Origin of the sequence: Companilactobacillus sp. HBUAS59699, assembly GCF_036913575.1 — a bacterium.
Lineage (GTDB): Bacteria > Bacillota > Bacilli > Lactobacillales > Lactobacillaceae > Companilactobacillus.
Window position 1 is genome coordinate 57128 of the sequence record NZ_JAYKTV010000001.1, and the last position, 15275, is coordinate 72402.

13 protein-coding genes are annotated in these 15275 nt (G+C 36.1%); 9 read left to right on the forward strand and 4 right to left on the reverse strand.

Translation table 11 applies throughout. The features are described 5' to 3' along the window. Window positions 1–163: 163 nt before the first annotated feature. Both U8519_RS00255 and U8519_RS00260 read right to left on the reverse strand, forming a co-directional pair. Window positions 164–1495 carry a sensor histidine kinase gene (locus tag U8519_RS00255; RefSeq protein WP_334328332.1) on the reverse strand — a complete coding sequence of 444 codons (1332 nt, stop codon included), beginning with the start codon at window positions 1493–1495 and terminating at the stop codon, window positions 164–166. Beyond that, complete coding sequence (locus U8519_RS00260; protein WP_334328333.1) at window positions 1479–2168, reverse strand: response regulator transcription factor; 690 nt, start codon at window positions 2166–2168, stop codon at window positions 1479–1481. Before U8519_RS00260 ends, U8519_RS00255 begins: the two co-directional genes overlap by 17 nt. A gap of 243 nt (window positions 2169–2411) precedes the next feature. On the opposite strand from U8519_RS00260, the gene U8519_RS00265 reads away from it, so the two are divergent. The 3 genes from U8519_RS00265 to U8519_RS00275 are packed head-to-tail and all read left to right on the forward strand — an operon-like array spanning window position 2412 to window position 5952. Further along, on the forward strand, window positions 2412–4802 hold the full coding sequence (locus U8519_RS00265) for a glycosyltransferase family 39 protein (protein ID WP_334328954.1): 2391 nt from the start codon (window positions 2412–2414) through the stop codon (window positions 4800–4802). Between the two features lie 25 nt (window positions 4803–4827). Next, window positions 4828–5796 (forward strand): glycosyltransferase family 2 protein, encoded by a 969-nt coding sequence (locus tag U8519_RS00270; RefSeq protein WP_334328334.1) that lies wholly within the window; start codon window positions 4828–4830, stop codon window positions 5794–5796. A 15-nt stretch (window positions 5797–5811) separates the two neighbouring features. Continuing rightward, window positions 5812–5952: a hypothetical protein gene (locus U8519_RS00275; protein ID WP_334328335.1), complete on the forward strand. Its 141-nt coding sequence runs from the start codon at window positions 5812–5814 to the stop codon at window positions 5950–5952. Window positions 5953–6227: 275 nt separating this feature from the next. Here U8519_RS00275 and U8519_RS00280 read toward each other — a convergent pair whose 3' ends face one another. Beyond that, the gene (locus U8519_RS00280) at window positions 6228–7199 is read right to left on the reverse strand and encodes a GMP reductase (RefSeq protein WP_334328336.1); all 972 of its coding nucleotides are present in this window, start codon (window positions 7197–7199) and stop codon (window positions 6228–6230) included. A 299-nt stretch (window positions 7200–7498) separates the two neighbouring features. Between U8519_RS00280 and glnA the strand changes: the two genes are divergently transcribed. Both glnA and U8519_RS00290 read left to right on the forward strand, forming a co-directional pair. Continuing rightward, complete coding sequence (gene glnA / locus U8519_RS00285; protein ID WP_334328337.1) at window positions 7499–8827, forward strand: type I glutamate--ammonia ligase; 1329 nt, start codon at window positions 7499–7501, stop codon at window positions 8825–8827. Between the two features lie 265 nt (window positions 8828–9092). Further along, window positions 9093–12083: a sulfatase-like hydrolase/transferase gene (locus tag U8519_RS00290; protein WP_334328338.1), complete on the forward strand. Its 2991-nt coding sequence runs from the start codon at window positions 9093–9095 to the stop codon at window positions 12081–12083. A 472-nt stretch (window positions 12084–12555) separates the two neighbouring features. On the opposite strand, the gene U8519_RS00295 is transcribed toward U8519_RS00290, so the two are convergent. After that, window positions 12556–12837 (reverse strand): hypothetical protein, encoded by a 282-nt coding sequence (locus U8519_RS00295; protein WP_334328339.1) that lies wholly within the window; start codon window positions 12835–12837, stop codon window positions 12556–12558. 318 nt (window positions 12838–13155) lie between these two features. Between U8519_RS00295 and U8519_RS00300 the strand changes: the two genes are divergently transcribed. From U8519_RS00300 to U8519_RS00315, 4 genes are all read left to right on the forward strand, one after another. Continuing rightward, entirely contained in the window at window positions 13156–13281 is a 126-nt protein-coding gene (locus U8519_RS00300; protein WP_263854119.1) for a hypothetical protein, read from the forward strand. A gap of 141 nt (window positions 13282–13422) precedes the next feature. Next, window positions 13423–13947 (forward strand): GNAT family N-acetyltransferase, encoded by a 525-nt coding sequence (locus tag U8519_RS00305; protein ID WP_334328340.1) that lies wholly within the window; start codon window positions 13423–13425, stop codon window positions 13945–13947. Window positions 13948–14058: 111 nt separating this feature from the next. Further along, complete coding sequence (locus tag U8519_RS00310; protein WP_334328341.1) at window positions 14059–14511, forward strand: MarR family winged helix-turn-helix transcriptional regulator; 453 nt, start codon at window positions 14059–14061, stop codon at window positions 14509–14511. Between the two features lie 17 nt (window positions 14512–14528). Continuing rightward, window positions 14529–15248 (forward strand): B3/B4 domain-containing protein, encoded by a 720-nt coding sequence (locus tag U8519_RS00315; RefSeq protein WP_334328342.1) that lies wholly within the window; start codon window positions 14529–14531, stop codon window positions 15246–15248. The last annotated feature ends 27 nt before the right edge of the window (window positions 15249–15275 follow it).

Sequence of the window (15275 nt, forward strand, 5' to 3'; positions counted from 1 at the left end):
GCTAAAACAGATTATCATGAGGAAAACAGTTTCACAATCTAAAAATTGAGAATTATAATTGTATTTTTTGATAAAAATATATTGAAATTAAAATAAATTAAATTAATTATAACGATAAAAAAGCAGCTTGAACGGTTACGTTCAGGCTGCTTTTGGTTATTATTCAATGTTTGATCGGTAATTCAATTACGAATTCACTACCAGTCGGTAAATTATCACGTACAAATATTTTACCATGATGTGTATTAATAATTTGTTGGGCAATTGCGAGTCCCAGACCATGCCCGCCACTGTTTCTATTCCTTGATTTATCAACACGATAGAAGCGACCGAAGATTTTTTTCTTATCATTATCGCTAATACCAATACCAGTATCAGAAACAATAATTTGATACTTAGAACCCTCGATATGGTCGTAGATTCTAATAGTTCCGTTCTCGGGTGTGTATTTAGTAGCATTATCAAGCAAGATTATTAGAACTTGCTTGATTTTGTCACGGTCCACATTGAAGTGAATATCATCTTTGTGATTAAGATTGATTTGGAACACTTTAGATTGTGAATTGATGATTTCTTTAAATGGCATAATCGGATCTTTTAAGAAAAATTCAGGCTTGGTTAATTCGAAGTCCATTTTAGTAGTAGCTTGATCTGATCTTGCTAGAATCAACAGGTTATTCGTCAGTGAATTCAGTCGATTGACTTCATCTAGTGAAACAGAGATCGATTCAGCTTCATCGATGATAGTCTTATTGGGCTTTGTTAGCATGTATTCTAATTTTCCTTGAATAATCGTCAGAGGAGTACGCAATTCGTGGGCTGCATCATTTACGAATTCACTCTGTTGTTTCCAAGATTTGATGATAGGGAACATGTTGATGCGAGTTAGGACGTAAGCAAGAATCAAGGCGATAACCCAAAAAATGAAGAAGGTAATGATTAAGATCCGCTGGAAATTAGCTGTTGATTGAATTTGAGTATCGATATTCTGCATGATCAAGACATAATGTCCAGCGTACATCGGATTGTTGTTCTTCTTCGAAACCTTTATCAGTAAAGCTCGGAAGTTCATTTTTTTAACAGTTAAAGTCTGTTTTTTATTCAGATTCTTTTTGTTCAAGTTAATATTTTTGAGAACAGAATATCTATTACCCAAACTAGATTTATTCAGCAGTTTACCGCTATTGTCAAAAACTAAAATCGAGGCTTGGAAGGGAGCACGTGGTTCGGGTTGTTTATTTCCAGTATCGGCATCGCCTCTGTCAGGTCCTTGAGGTCCTGTTTGAATTTGATTATTCATCTTAGGTTGTTTGCGAATCGAGGTTACTTGTTCCTTGATGTCCTTGTCGATGCTTTTGTAAGTAGAAGATTGGAACAAATTAAAAATGATTATTCCTAGCGTCAAGAACAATATGGCAAAGGTCGTCATGATCGATAAGAATAGTCTGAATTGCTGCCGACGAGTAATTTTATTTTGTCTAGTTTTGATTTTCATCTTGGAAAATATACCCAACGTTTCTAATAGTTTTGATCAAATAATCATTCTTGGAAGGACGAAGTTTTTTACGCAAGTTACTCATATATACTTCGACAACAGTAATCGAAGTGTCAGAATCAAAGCCCCAGATTCGTTCAAAGATTTGATCTTTAGTCAAAATAGTATTTTTGTTTTGCAATAAATAAACTAATAAATCGTATTCTTTACCGTTAAGTGCAATGGATTGGTTATCAGCAGTTACTTCATGATTATTCAAATTAACCTCGATACTATTCATTTTTAGGATAGAATCATCAGCCAAGGCACCGCTGCGTTTGAGCAATGCTTTGACACGTGCTTGTAGTTCTTCACGGTGGAAGGGTTTAGTTAAGTAATCATCAGCCCCTAGGTCAAAGCCGTGAACCTTGTCATCTAGTTCAGCCTTGGCGGTTAAGATCAATACTGGGGTAGTGATCTTGTCAGCACGAATGCTCTTAAGGATGTCATAACCGTTCATTCCTGGAAGCATCAAGTCCAAGATTATTAAATCGTGAACATCTTCTGTAGCTGCAAATTTACCACTTAGTCCGTCATTTTCAATATCTACTTCGGCAAAGTCTGCCAAGAAAGATGCAATATTACTTGCTAAATTCTCGTCGTCCTCAACGACCAATATTTTTATATTTTGCATAAATAATTATTCTCCTCATTAATACGTGCCATTAATCGATATGTTTATTATAAAGCAATTTTTTAACTTTAAGCTTAATTTAAGTTAGCTTGGCTAATCTGTTCACATCGTAAAGGAAAGGATGTTTAACAGATGAGAGACAAGATTATAAAACTCAGACCTATCTTATTGTCGGTCATCGTTTACTCGATCATTTGTTTTCTAATTAATATTACCTTTTAAGGGATTGGAGTTTGATAAATGATGGAAAACGAACCAACTCGTACCACAAAAAATAAAAAGGTGAGTCTCTGGGTTCGGCTAAAGTTAATTAAGTATGATTATTGGTTGATAGCCATTTTGATTTTAGCGGCCTTTTTATATGCGTGGAATATCTGGGAAGCTGGGGAAGCTAATAGTTTCTATACAGCTGCCATTGTAAGTATGACTAAGAGTTTTAAGAACTTTTGGTATGCCAGTTTTGATCCGGCGGGATTCATTACTGTTGATAAGCCGCCGGTTGCCCTCTGGTTCATGGCAATTAGTGCAAAAATATTTGGTGTTCATGGTTGGAGTGTTGTCCTACCATCGATCCTCTTTGGAATTGCATCAGTGTACTTAATATACAATTTAGTACATAAACGCTTTGGTAAAATTCCAGCTAGAATTGCAGCATTGATCATGACTCTGACACCAATTGCTGTGGCTGATTCAAGAACTAATAATATGGATGCAACATTAATATTCTTCTTGCTGCTATCGGTATATTTTGTTCAAAAAGCTGTTTTCAAGCATCAGCAAAGATATTTGTGGATCGGTTTCTCATTAATGGGAATCGCCTTTAATGTCAAGATGTTACAGGCATTTATGATATTGCCGGCTTTGTATTTATATTACTGGATTGCTACTAATATTGGTTGGAAGAAGAAATTGGCACATCTTGGGATTGCTACAGTATTTTTAGCAGTTTTCACATTGATCTGGCCATTGTCAGTTGATATGACTAATTCGTCTAACCGCCCGTATGAAGGTGGATCCGAAACTAATTCAGCTTTGGAATTAGCTTTTGGATATAACGGAACGCAACGTTTGTTAGGCCAAACAACCGGTACCGGTGGAGCATTTCCAGGGATGGGATCAAGCTCTAAAAAGAGTTCAAAGAGTATGACTCCGCCTAGTAGTTCAACTAAGAAATCCACTGGTTCATCGTCAAATACTCCGCCAGCTAAACCTAGTGGAACTTCAAATTCTAAGAAGTCATCTACAAATGCACCAACTCCACCTAATGGAGCTGAAGGTATGCAAGGTGGTCAAGGTGGACCAGGCGGCAGTAATAAAGGCGGCACTGGTGGTGCTGGAGGCGGAGCTTTCAGTATTGGTACTGTTGGTCCCTTCAGATTATTCGGTTTGGATCTTGGTCCTCAGATCAGTTGGCTCTTAATTATTGCTATCTTAGGATTGATATCTAGTTATTTCTACTATCGTGGATCACGGATGAAGAAGTGGTGGTCATTGACGCCACAACGTAAGGAATTGTGGTTATGGGCTGGTTGGCTGGTTCCAGTATATGGTTTCTTCTCAGTCGCTAGTTTCTTCCATCCTTACTACACAATCATGTTAGCACCAGCCATTGCCGTTCTCGGTGGTGTCGGTATCTATACTATGATCAAGCAATGGAAAGAAAAATCCTGGTGGTCGATGTTATTGCCAGTGGCAATTTTAGCTACTGCAGCGTTGCAAGCCTGGTACGTAGCACAATATTATTCAACCTTGGCATGGGTATTGTTAGGACTAGGAGTATTAGTTTCGATTCCATTGTTCGTATTGCCTTGGATCGCAAGTAATTTGAAGTCTAAACAATTTTGGCCAGTTGCTGGAGTGATCCTAGTAATGTTAGCTCCATCTTTCTGGTCATTAACACCGACACTTGCTGGTGAATCAGCACAGATTCCTACTGCTGGTCCTTCACTGTTACAACAAGGTGGTGGTGGAATGGGTACAAACGCCGGTGGTATGGGCAGCTCAACTGATTCTACTTTGCTTAAATATTTAGAGAAACATCAAGGTAATGCGGAATACTTATTCGCTACAGACGATTCAAGTACCGCCGCTCCGTATATTATTTCTACTGGCAAGGCTGTTATGGCTATTGGTGGATTTAATGGTACTGATAAGGCAATCACCTTGAAACAATTTAAAAAGTTAGTTAAAGAAGGTAAAGTCAAGTATTACTATTCCGGTGGTAAGACTGGTGGAAGCAACACTGCTATTGTTAATTGGATCAAGAAGAATGCTAAGAAGATTAAATTAAGCAGTTCTACTTCTGCTACTTCATCGATAACTACAAGTACTAAGACTACTGCTTCAGAATCCGCACCAAACGGTGCTGGTGCTCAAGGCGGAGCTCCAAGCAATGCCGGAGGTACACCGCCATCTGGAACTGGTAATGCACCAAGTGGTGCTCAAGGTGGTATGGGTCAAGCCCCAAGTGGATCTAGTTCATCTAAGAATATGAAGAAGCCTTCCAAGAAACCATCCGGTACCGGATCAACGACAGGTAATGCACCTGAAGGAATGGGCGGTATGACAGGTGGCATGGGTGGACCTGGCGGTTCATCTGGAACACTTTATGATTTATCAAGTATATATGATTAGTTTTTTATGAAAGGAATGAGTGCTCATGTCTCAATTAATTTCAATTGTCCTGCCAGTATTCAATGAAGAACCCGGCATTCAGGCAACAATCGATACACTATTAAATTTTACAGAACAACAAAAAGAAGACTACGAATTGATTTTTGTCGACGATGGTTCCAAAGACAAGTCAGTTCAGATCATTAAACATGCGGTTGAACTAAATCCTAGTATCAAATTAGTTGAATTCTCTAGAAACTTTGGCCATCAACTAGCAATCACGGCTGGATTACAATATACCAGCGGGGACGCTGTCGTTGTGATGGACGCTGACTTACAAGATCCACCAGAAGTTATTCCTCAGATGATTGAGAAATGGCATGAAGGCTATGACATTGTTTATGGTAAGAGAATGCAGCGTGACGGCGAAACTGCCTTCAAAAAATTCACGGCGGCAATGTTTTATCGAACTTTCAAGAAGTTAGCAACGATAGATATGCCACTTGATACTGGTGATTTTCGTTTGATGAACCGTAAAGCTGTAAAACAGTTACAAAAATTGCATGAACAAGATCCGTTTGTTCGTGGACAAGTTACTTGGATCGGTTTCAAACAAACTAGTGTCAAGTACCATCGTCAAGAACGAATCGCCGGTGAAACAAAATATCCACTATCAAAAATGATTAAATTAGCGATTGATGGTATTACATCGTTTTCGATGAAACCATTGCAGTTCGCAAATATCTTTTCAGTGGTACCAATTGTCAGTGGAGTATTTTATTTAGGATATTTATTTGCGACTGGTAATTACACTGCTTCCTCAGTGGGTATCACAATTCTCTTATTTACCTTAGGATTGTTACTCTTATCAGTGGGAATCTTAGGCAGCTATCTTGGCCGAGTTCTTGATCAAGTTAATAATCGTCCCAGATTTATTGTCAGTGAAACAGAAGGGTTCCAAGAACGTAACAAGGGTATTCACCATCTGGTGGATGCAAGGCAAATGCGTAACTAATTGAAAGATGACAAAATGATACGTTTATTGATCATAATAACTAGTTTGATCACTGCTATCGGAATCTTATTTTTACCAACCGATACGGGAAATGGTCAAAGTAAAGTTGTTAATAATAGAAAAAATAAAAAGTCTAAGAAAGGAAGTGAGGACTAGTTTTCCCAATAGTTTTTTAAACCATAATTAGCTTAGAATTCAACATGTTGAAACAAATTTTAATTATTTGAGTTTAGATGCTTTTTAAACTCACTTCAATGTGTTAAAGTAATGGTAAATTTGGTAGGTAATGCAATTGTCACAGGACAACTGAATACCAAATTGAACATGAACTATCCCATTCATTGAAGGAGCTGACGATAACCCAGTCGTCAGCTTTTTTTGTTGTATAAAAAAAAGAAGTTTCCATTAAGAGACTTCTTGTCAATATCAATTTAATCACCATTATAAATGGAATTTTTAACAATTACATAGTCGACTTTTCTAAGCGAATTGAGGGTTCTGCCACCGGCATAAGAAATGGCTGATTGTAGATCTTCTTGCATTTCTCTCAAAGTACCGCTGATAGGGCCCTTGTAAGGTGCTAGCATTTTTTTACCTTCAACATTTTTGTAGACACCTTTTTGGAATTGGGATGCTGATCCGAAATATTCTTTGAACTCTTTACCGTCTCTTTCGACCAATTCACCGGGAGATTCAGTATGACCAGCGAACAGTAAGCCGATCATTACCATACTTGCACCGAATCGGATCGACTTAGCAATATCTCCGTCATTTCTAATTCCGCCGTCAGCAATAATAGGCTTGCTAGCAGCTTTGGCACACAATCTAATGGCAGCAAGTTGCCAACCACCAGTACCAAAACCAGTTTTTAATTTAGTGATACATGCTTTACCGGGTCCGATACCAACTTTAGTAGCGTCAGCTCCAGCATTCTCTAATTCACGTACACCTTCAGGAGTACCTACATTACCAGCAATTAAAAAAGCACCAGGTAGGTAAGCTTTAACACATTTGATCATTTGAATAACACGGTCACTATGTCCATGTGCAACATCGATCGTTACGTAGTCAGGTGTCAATCCTTCATGCTTGAGTGTATTAATGAAGTCGAATTCTTCATCTTTGATACCAACACTAATAGAAGTATAAAGACCTTTTTTATTCATATCTCTAATGAAATCAATTCTTTTTTCAGGTTGGAAACGATGCATGATGTAAAAATAATCATTTTTAGCTAGTTTTTCAGCTAAATTTTCATCGATTATTGTCTGCATATTAGCTGGAACCACAGGAATTTTGAAAGTTCGTGGTCCAAATTTGACACTAGTATCGCATTCAGAACGACTATCTACGATACACTTATTCGGAATTAGTTGGATATCTTCATAATCAAAAACTTGCATATATTTATTCACTCCAAAATACGAACAATAATTATTTTTATATCAAAATTCGTTCGCATATATAATTTAACTGGTAACATACTAAATGTCAATTAAAAAATCTGTCATACCCCTTTATTTTGAGGGGTAGTTTCTAGTACAATTTATAAGTAAATTAAATTTATTTATATTGTTTCATTAATTATTTGACAGTAACAAATGAAATTGGTATTATCGTTCTATTATTAAAAAACACCATAGGAATGGCGCTAGTTAATAACTCGCTAAAAATTGGTATATACAAAATAGGAGTGGTTATTGTGCATAAGTATTCTGCTGAAGATATAAAAAAGATGACTGTTGATGAAAATGTTGAATTTATTTGTTTGATGTTTACAGACATCAACGGAATCATTAAGAACGTTGAAGTACCAGTATCTCAAATCGATAAGGTACTTGCTAACAAGATTACATTCGATGGTTCATCAATTGATGGATTTACACGTATTGAAGAAAGTGACATGCTATTGCACCCAGATCTTTCAACCTGGTTGATCTTCCCTTGGGGATCAGAACATGGTAAAGTTGCTCGTCTAATTTGTGATATTTATACAACAGATGGTAAACCATTTGCTGGTGATCCACGTGTTAACTTACAACGTATTATTAAGAAGATGCACGACATGGGTTATACTAATTTCAATATTGGACCTGAACCTGAATTCTTCTTATTCAATACAGATGAAAAGGGTCAACCAACTCTTCAATTGAATGATGATGGAAGCTACTTTGACTTTTCACCAGTTGATTTAGGTGAAAATGTTCGTAAAGACATTGTTTTGAAGCTTGAAAAGATGGGCTTTGAAGTTGAAGCCAGTCATCACGAAGTAGCTCCTGGTCAACAAGAAATTGATTTCAAGTACGAAAACGCACTTTCAGCAGCCGACAGTATCCAAACTTTCAAATTAGTAGTTAAGACTATTGCTAAAGAAAATGGCATGTACGCTACATTCATGCCAAAGCCTCTCCAAGGTATTAACGGTTCAGGAATGCACATTAATATGTCATTGTTTGATGGAGATACTAATATCTTTGATGATGAAAATGATATGTTATCAGATGTTGCTAAACAATTTATGAGTGGTATTTTGACTCATGCACGTGCTTTAACAGCAATTAATAATCCAACTGTTAACTCCTACAAGCGTCTAGTTCCTGGATTTGAAGCACCAACTTATATTGCTTGGTCAAGCAAAAATAGATCACCACTTATTCGTGTACCTGCCGCAAAGGGTAAGTCAAAACGTGTTGAGATGCGTAGTGTTGATCCTACAACAAATCCATACTTGGCTATTGCATGTATCCTTGATGCTGGACTTGATGGTATCAAGAGTAACTACGATCTAATGCCAGAAGTTAAAGAAAATATTTATGAGATGTCAGAAGACAAACGTCGTGAAGAAGGAATCGTTGATCTTCCTTCAACATTGCACAATTCACTTAAAGCTTTGCGCAAAGATGAATTCGTTCAATCATCACTTGGTAAGGGACTAACTAACAGTTTCTTCGCTGCTAAAAATTCCGAGTGGGCTCGTTATCAACAAACAGTTTCACAATGGGAACGTGATACATACATGCCGTTGTATTAAAATGTACAAGTCGCCAACCAAAGTACATGTCTCTGGACTTAATAAGGTTTTTGGTGTTAAGATTTGGCGTAATCAAATTTCTGATTACTGCTTTCCCCCAGAGAGCATAAGAATAAAATGTCGTGAGAATCATTTTATTTTTAGAGACGCAATGTTAAAGTTGTGTCTCTTTTTTTGTATCTTGATACTTCATATTTTTTATATGATATAATTTCATGTGAATTTTCATTTTTAAAAAATTATATTTTGCTGAGAAGGTTTAATTTTGATTGGAAAAAAGTCTAAAAAATATAATCTTATAATTATTTTAGTGGCAGTAGTTCTGATGATACTCAATAGAGTAATGACTTCTAGTACTATGCCTGAATACAGTAGTAATGAATTGCGATACTTGGCTTATCAATTGTTAGTTGCAGCCTCTATTCTGGGATTCAATATAGTTCCACTTTATTTGGGATATTATGAAACTTCCTTTAGGAAGGGGAGATTTACTAGTGGAATCGGTCGGTATATTTTGTACTATGTACTTACCATTCTTGCTTTTAATGCTTTTTTGGTTACAAGATCGACCGATCTGATTTGGCGTAATTTCTGGGGGATCCTATTTCCAATCAGCTCGAATATTTTTGCCTACGGAGCTTCTATTGTACTGACGATGTTACTAGCTTCGTACATGTTTGGATATTTGAACAAACAGAAGAATTACATAATTAGAAGGATCTTGGCAATTTCTACTATATTATTCGTAGTTATGCCAACTATCTTTAGTAAGGACCTGTGGTTCTTTAATTCTGGCAACAATCCAGTCTGGTTGTTGTATCTGATGTTTGTTGGTTATGTAATTAAACGTTTTGATTTAATGTCAAAGATACATTTCAAATTTGTTCATCTGATCATTAGCGCAGTGATTTATTTTGGCATGACCTGGTTAATGGAACAAATATCATATATGATCCGCGAAAATGTAGAAACAATGACACGCTTCAATGTGCCCAACTCTATTTTTGCAATGTATCTAACGTTGAGTATATTTGTTTTCTTTTTGGCAATTTCAAAGAGAATCAGAGTTTCATCCAATGTTGTAGCTGCCATTCTAATAGCTACTCAAGTCGTAATTAATTGGGAACCCAATGTTACACTGATAGAAAATTATTTAACTGGTTTCACGATCGAGTCTACTAAGCAATGGTTGATCGAATTGACAAAAGGTGGAGCAATTATTTTTGTGGCTTCGATTGCAATGGCAATTGTTCTAGTCGTCTTGTCGATGATTCCTTGGTTTAAGACGGCGGCGAATACTTTGTCGTTTAGTAGCTTTGATGAGTTTATGGCCAAACTACGTGGGATCGGCAAGTGGATAGTTGCACGTAAAAAAATCTTTTATGCAGCACTATTTTTCTATTTAGTTACGATTGTACAAATGTTTTCTGTTTCTCCAGCAAAAATAAAAGTCGGTGTCTCAACTTGGCAACCAGCTATTTTGTTTATTCCTTTTAATCGTCAAGCAGCAATTGTATTGAATACAGTTATCGTTATGGCGTTCCTATTATTGATATATGTCGTAACCAAGCGTTTTTGGTATTCATTTTCAATTACATTGATTATTGAGTTAGCCTTGGGAATTGCTAATTATCTCAAAATGCCGCTTCGTAATGAACCGGTACTTCCTTCTGATCTGCAGATGCTAGGTGGAATGAAGGATATCCTAGGGATGGTTGATCCAATCGTACTAATAATTGGGTTTGCCTTGATCTTTATCTTCATAGTTGGAGCGGTGTTTTTACAACATCACTTTAAGAAACAATCTACTTTGAAGATGAAGTGGCGAGGACGTTTGCTTTCGACTATTTTACTGGCAATTTTCTTGTCAGGAGCTTTCTTTGTCAATCACGAAGGGTCAATCCCATTTACAATTTTTAACATGTCGAATATAAATCGTTACTTCTACAATCAAGAGTTAGGTGCCCAGATTAATGGCCCCGTAGTCCAATTCATTAATAACGTTGATACTAAGGTTATGGATAAGCCTGCAGGGTACAGTAAGGCTGAAGTTGAGCGAGTAATGAAGAAGTATGATAAAGAAGCCGACAATATTAATAAAACTCGTAGTCCTTGGGCTAAAGATCAAACTTTTATTTTTAATTTAAGTGAGAGTTTCAGTGATCCAGCACGTGTTCCTAATCAAACTATCTCTTCTGATCCGATGCCTAATATTCGCAATATCAAGAAGAACACAACATCAGGATTAATGATGTCAACCGGTTATGGTGGTGGTACTGCCAATATTGAATGGGAATCATTGACGGGACTAGACTTGAGCAGTCTTTCGCCAACTTTGCCTACACCATATACGCAGTTAGTTGATAACCAAAATATCGCACCGAATATTACTAACCTATTTGATGAAAAAATCGCGGTGCATCCTTATGTAGCATCGTTATACAATCGTAAGAATGTCTTCAAAAAGTTCGGCTTTCAAAAATTCTATTATGTTGGAAGTAAAGACAAGTTGAAATATACACACAAGATAGACAATAGTCCGTACATTGATGACGAGTCGGCGTACAAAGATACTTTGGATGTAATTGATAAGTCGACTAATAAGACACAATTTATTCAACTGTCGACAATGCAGAATCACATGCCTTTCAACAATTATTACAAGAAGCATGACTACACGATCGGTGGAACAGCTGCACCAGATGTATACAAAGAGCGAGTGGCTTATTATTCACAAGGTTTGAATTATACTGATAAGTCTACGAAGACTTTCCTTGCCAAATTAGACAAAATAAATAAGCCGATTACATTGGTCTGGTATGGAGATCACCTGGCCTCATTGTATGACAACGATTCAATGGATGAGTATGGTATCCAATTGCATCAAACTGATTACTTTATTTATAACAATAAGTACATCCGTGATCGTACTAAGCAAAGCAAGGTTGAGGTGATCTCGCCTTACGAATTCTCAGCTCTTGCTATGAAACAAGCTGGAATCAAGGTCAGTCCTTACTATGCAATGATGACTAAGGTGGCTAATGACTTGCCAGCTGCTACGACCAACACAGCTGATAATGGATCTAATGCTTTCAACGGTTCACAAGTATTTATTACTAATAACAGTAAGAAGATCAAGGCTGACAGTTTAACTGCCAAACAAAAAGAAACGCTTCATGATTATAAGATAATTCAGTATGATATTACGGCTGGAAATCAATATTCAGCTAAATGGGCAACACAGAAGGTTAAATAAAGTAGGCTTTTTGGGTTTTGCTTCCGGTGAACAACAATTTCATCTCCAGCTAAGTTTGCGATAGTACTAAGTTTGTTTACTACTGCACAGTAATTTTATTATCCAATCTTAAACAATAAAAAATAGCATGTAACGATAAATGGATATGGTTATATCCAAAATATCATTACGTGCTATTATTTTTACCATCAATAAACTAGCTGGAGGTCATCAGTAATGGAATCCATGGCAAAAGTGGTGTTAATGCGGGTGTATTTCCCGCATTTACAGCACTGGATGTATTTCTTGATTTGCTGGTTTGGTAAAGCAAGAAAACAACCTAAGATTAGTTCTGAGTTTTGAGACCGCTTTTTGGCTCAAATCGGTCCTGCCATAGATGGAATTACTGCTGACCGGAAGCGGAAGTAGAAGCTCTATTTTAAGAGTAGTGCCTAGATAACAAAAAAGGATTCGACAAAATTGTCGAATCCTTTTAATCTCTGCTGATACTTAGTACTGCAGTCGATTTGTAAGTTTTATTATTTCCTTTGCCGATAGAAAACCAATCAGCTGCACCAATTAATCCTTCAATCTTAGTTATCTCATCCTCATCCGTAACCTTGCCATCTTCAAAGTTGCCTTCAAAAATACTTTCTAGATAATAATCATCACCATCGTCACTAAAACGTGATGAAGAAGATTTCCATGCTGAAATATATGTATCGCTTGTAATTGTAATAGAGTCACCATTGATCAAGTTAATATCTAGTTTCATAGTATCCTCTCCCTTTGCTGTCTTTAAGCCAAGTATAACAAACATTGTTCATGTTAGAGAAAAATTGTTCAAGACTTAAAACATGACCATGAGACGAATAAGTGTTACTTTGAAGATGAAAACAATTCATGATAATTATTTGTTAAATTATATACTTACATTCGTTTCCAATTTGTCAATTTATGTAATTATAGTAGGTTATAGCTTGTTATATTATTAATTTTGTAAACGTTTTACCGAAAATAGCTCAAAATATTTGACAAATTTATGAAAACGGTTAATATTAAGAACTAATAACTATTAGAGGAGGTAAACAAAATGAAATATCAAGTAACTTTAAACACAGATACTCAATTGTTTACCGTTTATGAAAAAAACAATACAAATGTTTTTGCTAACGGTAAAACAATCGAAGAAGCTGTTGGCAAACTTCAAAAAGCTTAATTGAAAGTCTGTTAAATGCATATTAGTTCAGAGGCTGGAGTCCAAAAACTTCAGTCTTTTTTAGTGGGTTAATAGCGTTGTAGACGATATTATAAGTTTTCTGCTAAAATTTAAGTATTAAGTAAGATGGTAGGCAAGATTATGGAAAATATCAAAATACGTCAATGTACAGTGGCAGATTTAAAAATGTTACAGAATATTAGTAAAAAAACATTCTCTGAAACATTTGGACCTTATAATACCGATGAGCACATTAAAGAATATTTAGAGAGATCATACAATGACAATGTTTTGAAAAGTGAGTTACAGAACCCTAATTCAAAGTTTTATTTTTTAATGTTCAAAGGTAAACCAGCAGCATATTTGAAATTAAATTTTGGCGAGAACACCTTAGGTTATGATGCTGAAGAAGGCAATATGGAATTGCAACGAATCTATGTATTGAAAAAATACTATCGTCATGGATTTGGTAGAATGCTATTTGATAAGGCGGTACAGGAAGCCAGAGATGAAGGACGGACAAGTATTTGCCTGGGAGTCTGGGAACACAATAATCGCGCATTGAGCTTTTATACAAGTATGGGATTCAAAAAAGTCAGTTCTCACATTTTCCATATGGGAGATGCAGATCAGACTGACTATGTTCTTAATATGGAATTGAAGTAAAGTACGATTTGAGATCGTACTTTTATTTTGATAATTATGTTGCAATTGCAACATAATTAATTTAGAATAGATTTATTCATTTGAAATACAAATTGGATGGAAGGTGAGTTGTTGGGTGATATCTTGAGGCCAATTGGCATAATTGCGAGAGCATTAGATTCAATTAGTAATATTGAATTCAAAGAGGTTGATCTGACTCGAGGCCAGTATTTATACTTAGTCAGAGTTTGTGAGAACCCCGGAATTATTTTGGAACAATTGGCTAATAACATTAAGGTAGATAAAACTACGGCCGCTCGTGCAGTTCAAAAGTTAGAAAAAAACGGCATGATCGAACGACGCAGTGATAAAGATAATAAGAAAATTAAATTGATTTTTCCGACAAGTAAGGGTAGTAAAGTATATCCTTTCATTATCAGAGAGAATGAATATTCTAATTCTGTCGCACTGGAAGGATTGTCAGATGAGGAAAAGAATCAATTAGTAACGTTGTTGAATAAAGTACAACATAATATTTCTAATGATTGGGAATATGTTAAATCAGGTCACAAGCGTAATTATTAAAATTTGGAGGATGTATTTTGGATAAACAGGTAATAGTAGATAAAGAATTTTGGGATCTATTCCCAGAAGGTCAAATTAGTATTTTGACTTTGAATAACATTGATAACAAAGTGGACGAAAAGGATGATCCTTATTTTGCTGGATTATTGAAGGAAGCTTCCAAAAAGTCACATGAATTTTTGAAGGAAGATACTTTTAGACTTAATCCGGTAGTAGATGAATGGCGTGAGGCATTACGCAAGTTCAAGACTAAGAAAGGTGCTCGGTCATCAATCGAAGCTCTGCTCAAACGTGTTGATCAAGGCAAAGAATTCTCACCTATTAATCCACTGGTAGATATTTATAATAGTATCTCCTTGGAATTTGCCTCTCCTTGTGGTGGTGAAGATCTAGAAAAGATGGACGGAGATCTACATCTTGGTATGGCTAAGGGGGGAGAATCATTTAAGCCACTAGGTGCTGACGAAGATTCACCAGCTCTTGAGGGTGAAATAATTTATTACGATAATACTGGTGCCATTTGTCGTTGCTTAAATTGGCGTGAGGCACAAAGAACTATGCTTACTGAAGATACTAAGAATGCTGTGATGGTCATTGAGTCAATCAATGCAGACCAAGCCAAACGTGCTGATGAAGCAATTGAAAAGTTAAAGGAATTAACTGACAAGTATTTTGATATAGATGGTAAGATTCAAAAGCTAACAGTTGAAAATCCATCCGCAACAGTTGAGTATTAAGCGATGATTGTTTAGTAATAAATGTGA

Excerpts from the sequence above, each read along its gene's own strand:
- U8519_RS00300 (WP_263854119.1), top strand. The coding sequence starts at position 13,156 with ATGAAATATCAAGTAACTTTAAACACAGATACTCAATTGTTTACCGTT.
- U8519_RS00265 (WP_334328954.1), top strand. The coding sequence starts at position 2,412 with ATGGAAAACGAACCAACTCGTACCACAAAAAATAAAAAGGTGAGTCTC.
- U8519_RS00270 (WP_334328334.1), top strand. The coding sequence starts at position 4,828 with ATGTCTCAATTAATTTCAATTGTCCTGCCAGTATTCAATGAAGAACCC.
- U8519_RS00295 (WP_334328339.1), bottom strand. The coding sequence starts at position 12,837 with ATGAAACTAGATATTAACTTGATCAATGGTGACTCTATTACAATTACA.
- U8519_RS00260 (WP_334328333.1), bottom strand. The coding sequence starts at position 2,168 with ATGCAAAATATAAAAATATTGGTCGTTGAGGACGACGAGAATTTAGCA.
- U8519_RS00255 (WP_334328332.1), bottom strand. The coding sequence starts at position 1,495 with ATGAAAATCAAAACTAGACAAAATAAAATTACTCGTCGGCAGCAATTC.
- U8519_RS00275 (WP_334328335.1), top strand. The coding sequence starts at position 5,812 with ATGATACGTTTATTGATCATAATAACTAGTTTGATCACTGCTATCGGA.
- U8519_RS00280 (WP_334328336.1), bottom strand. The coding sequence starts at position 7,199 with ATGCAAGTTTTTGATTATGAAGATATCCAACTAATTCCGAATAAGTGT.
- U8519_RS00305 (WP_334328340.1), top strand. The coding sequence starts at position 13,423 with ATGGAAAATATCAAAATACGTCAATGTACAGTGGCAGATTTAAAAATG.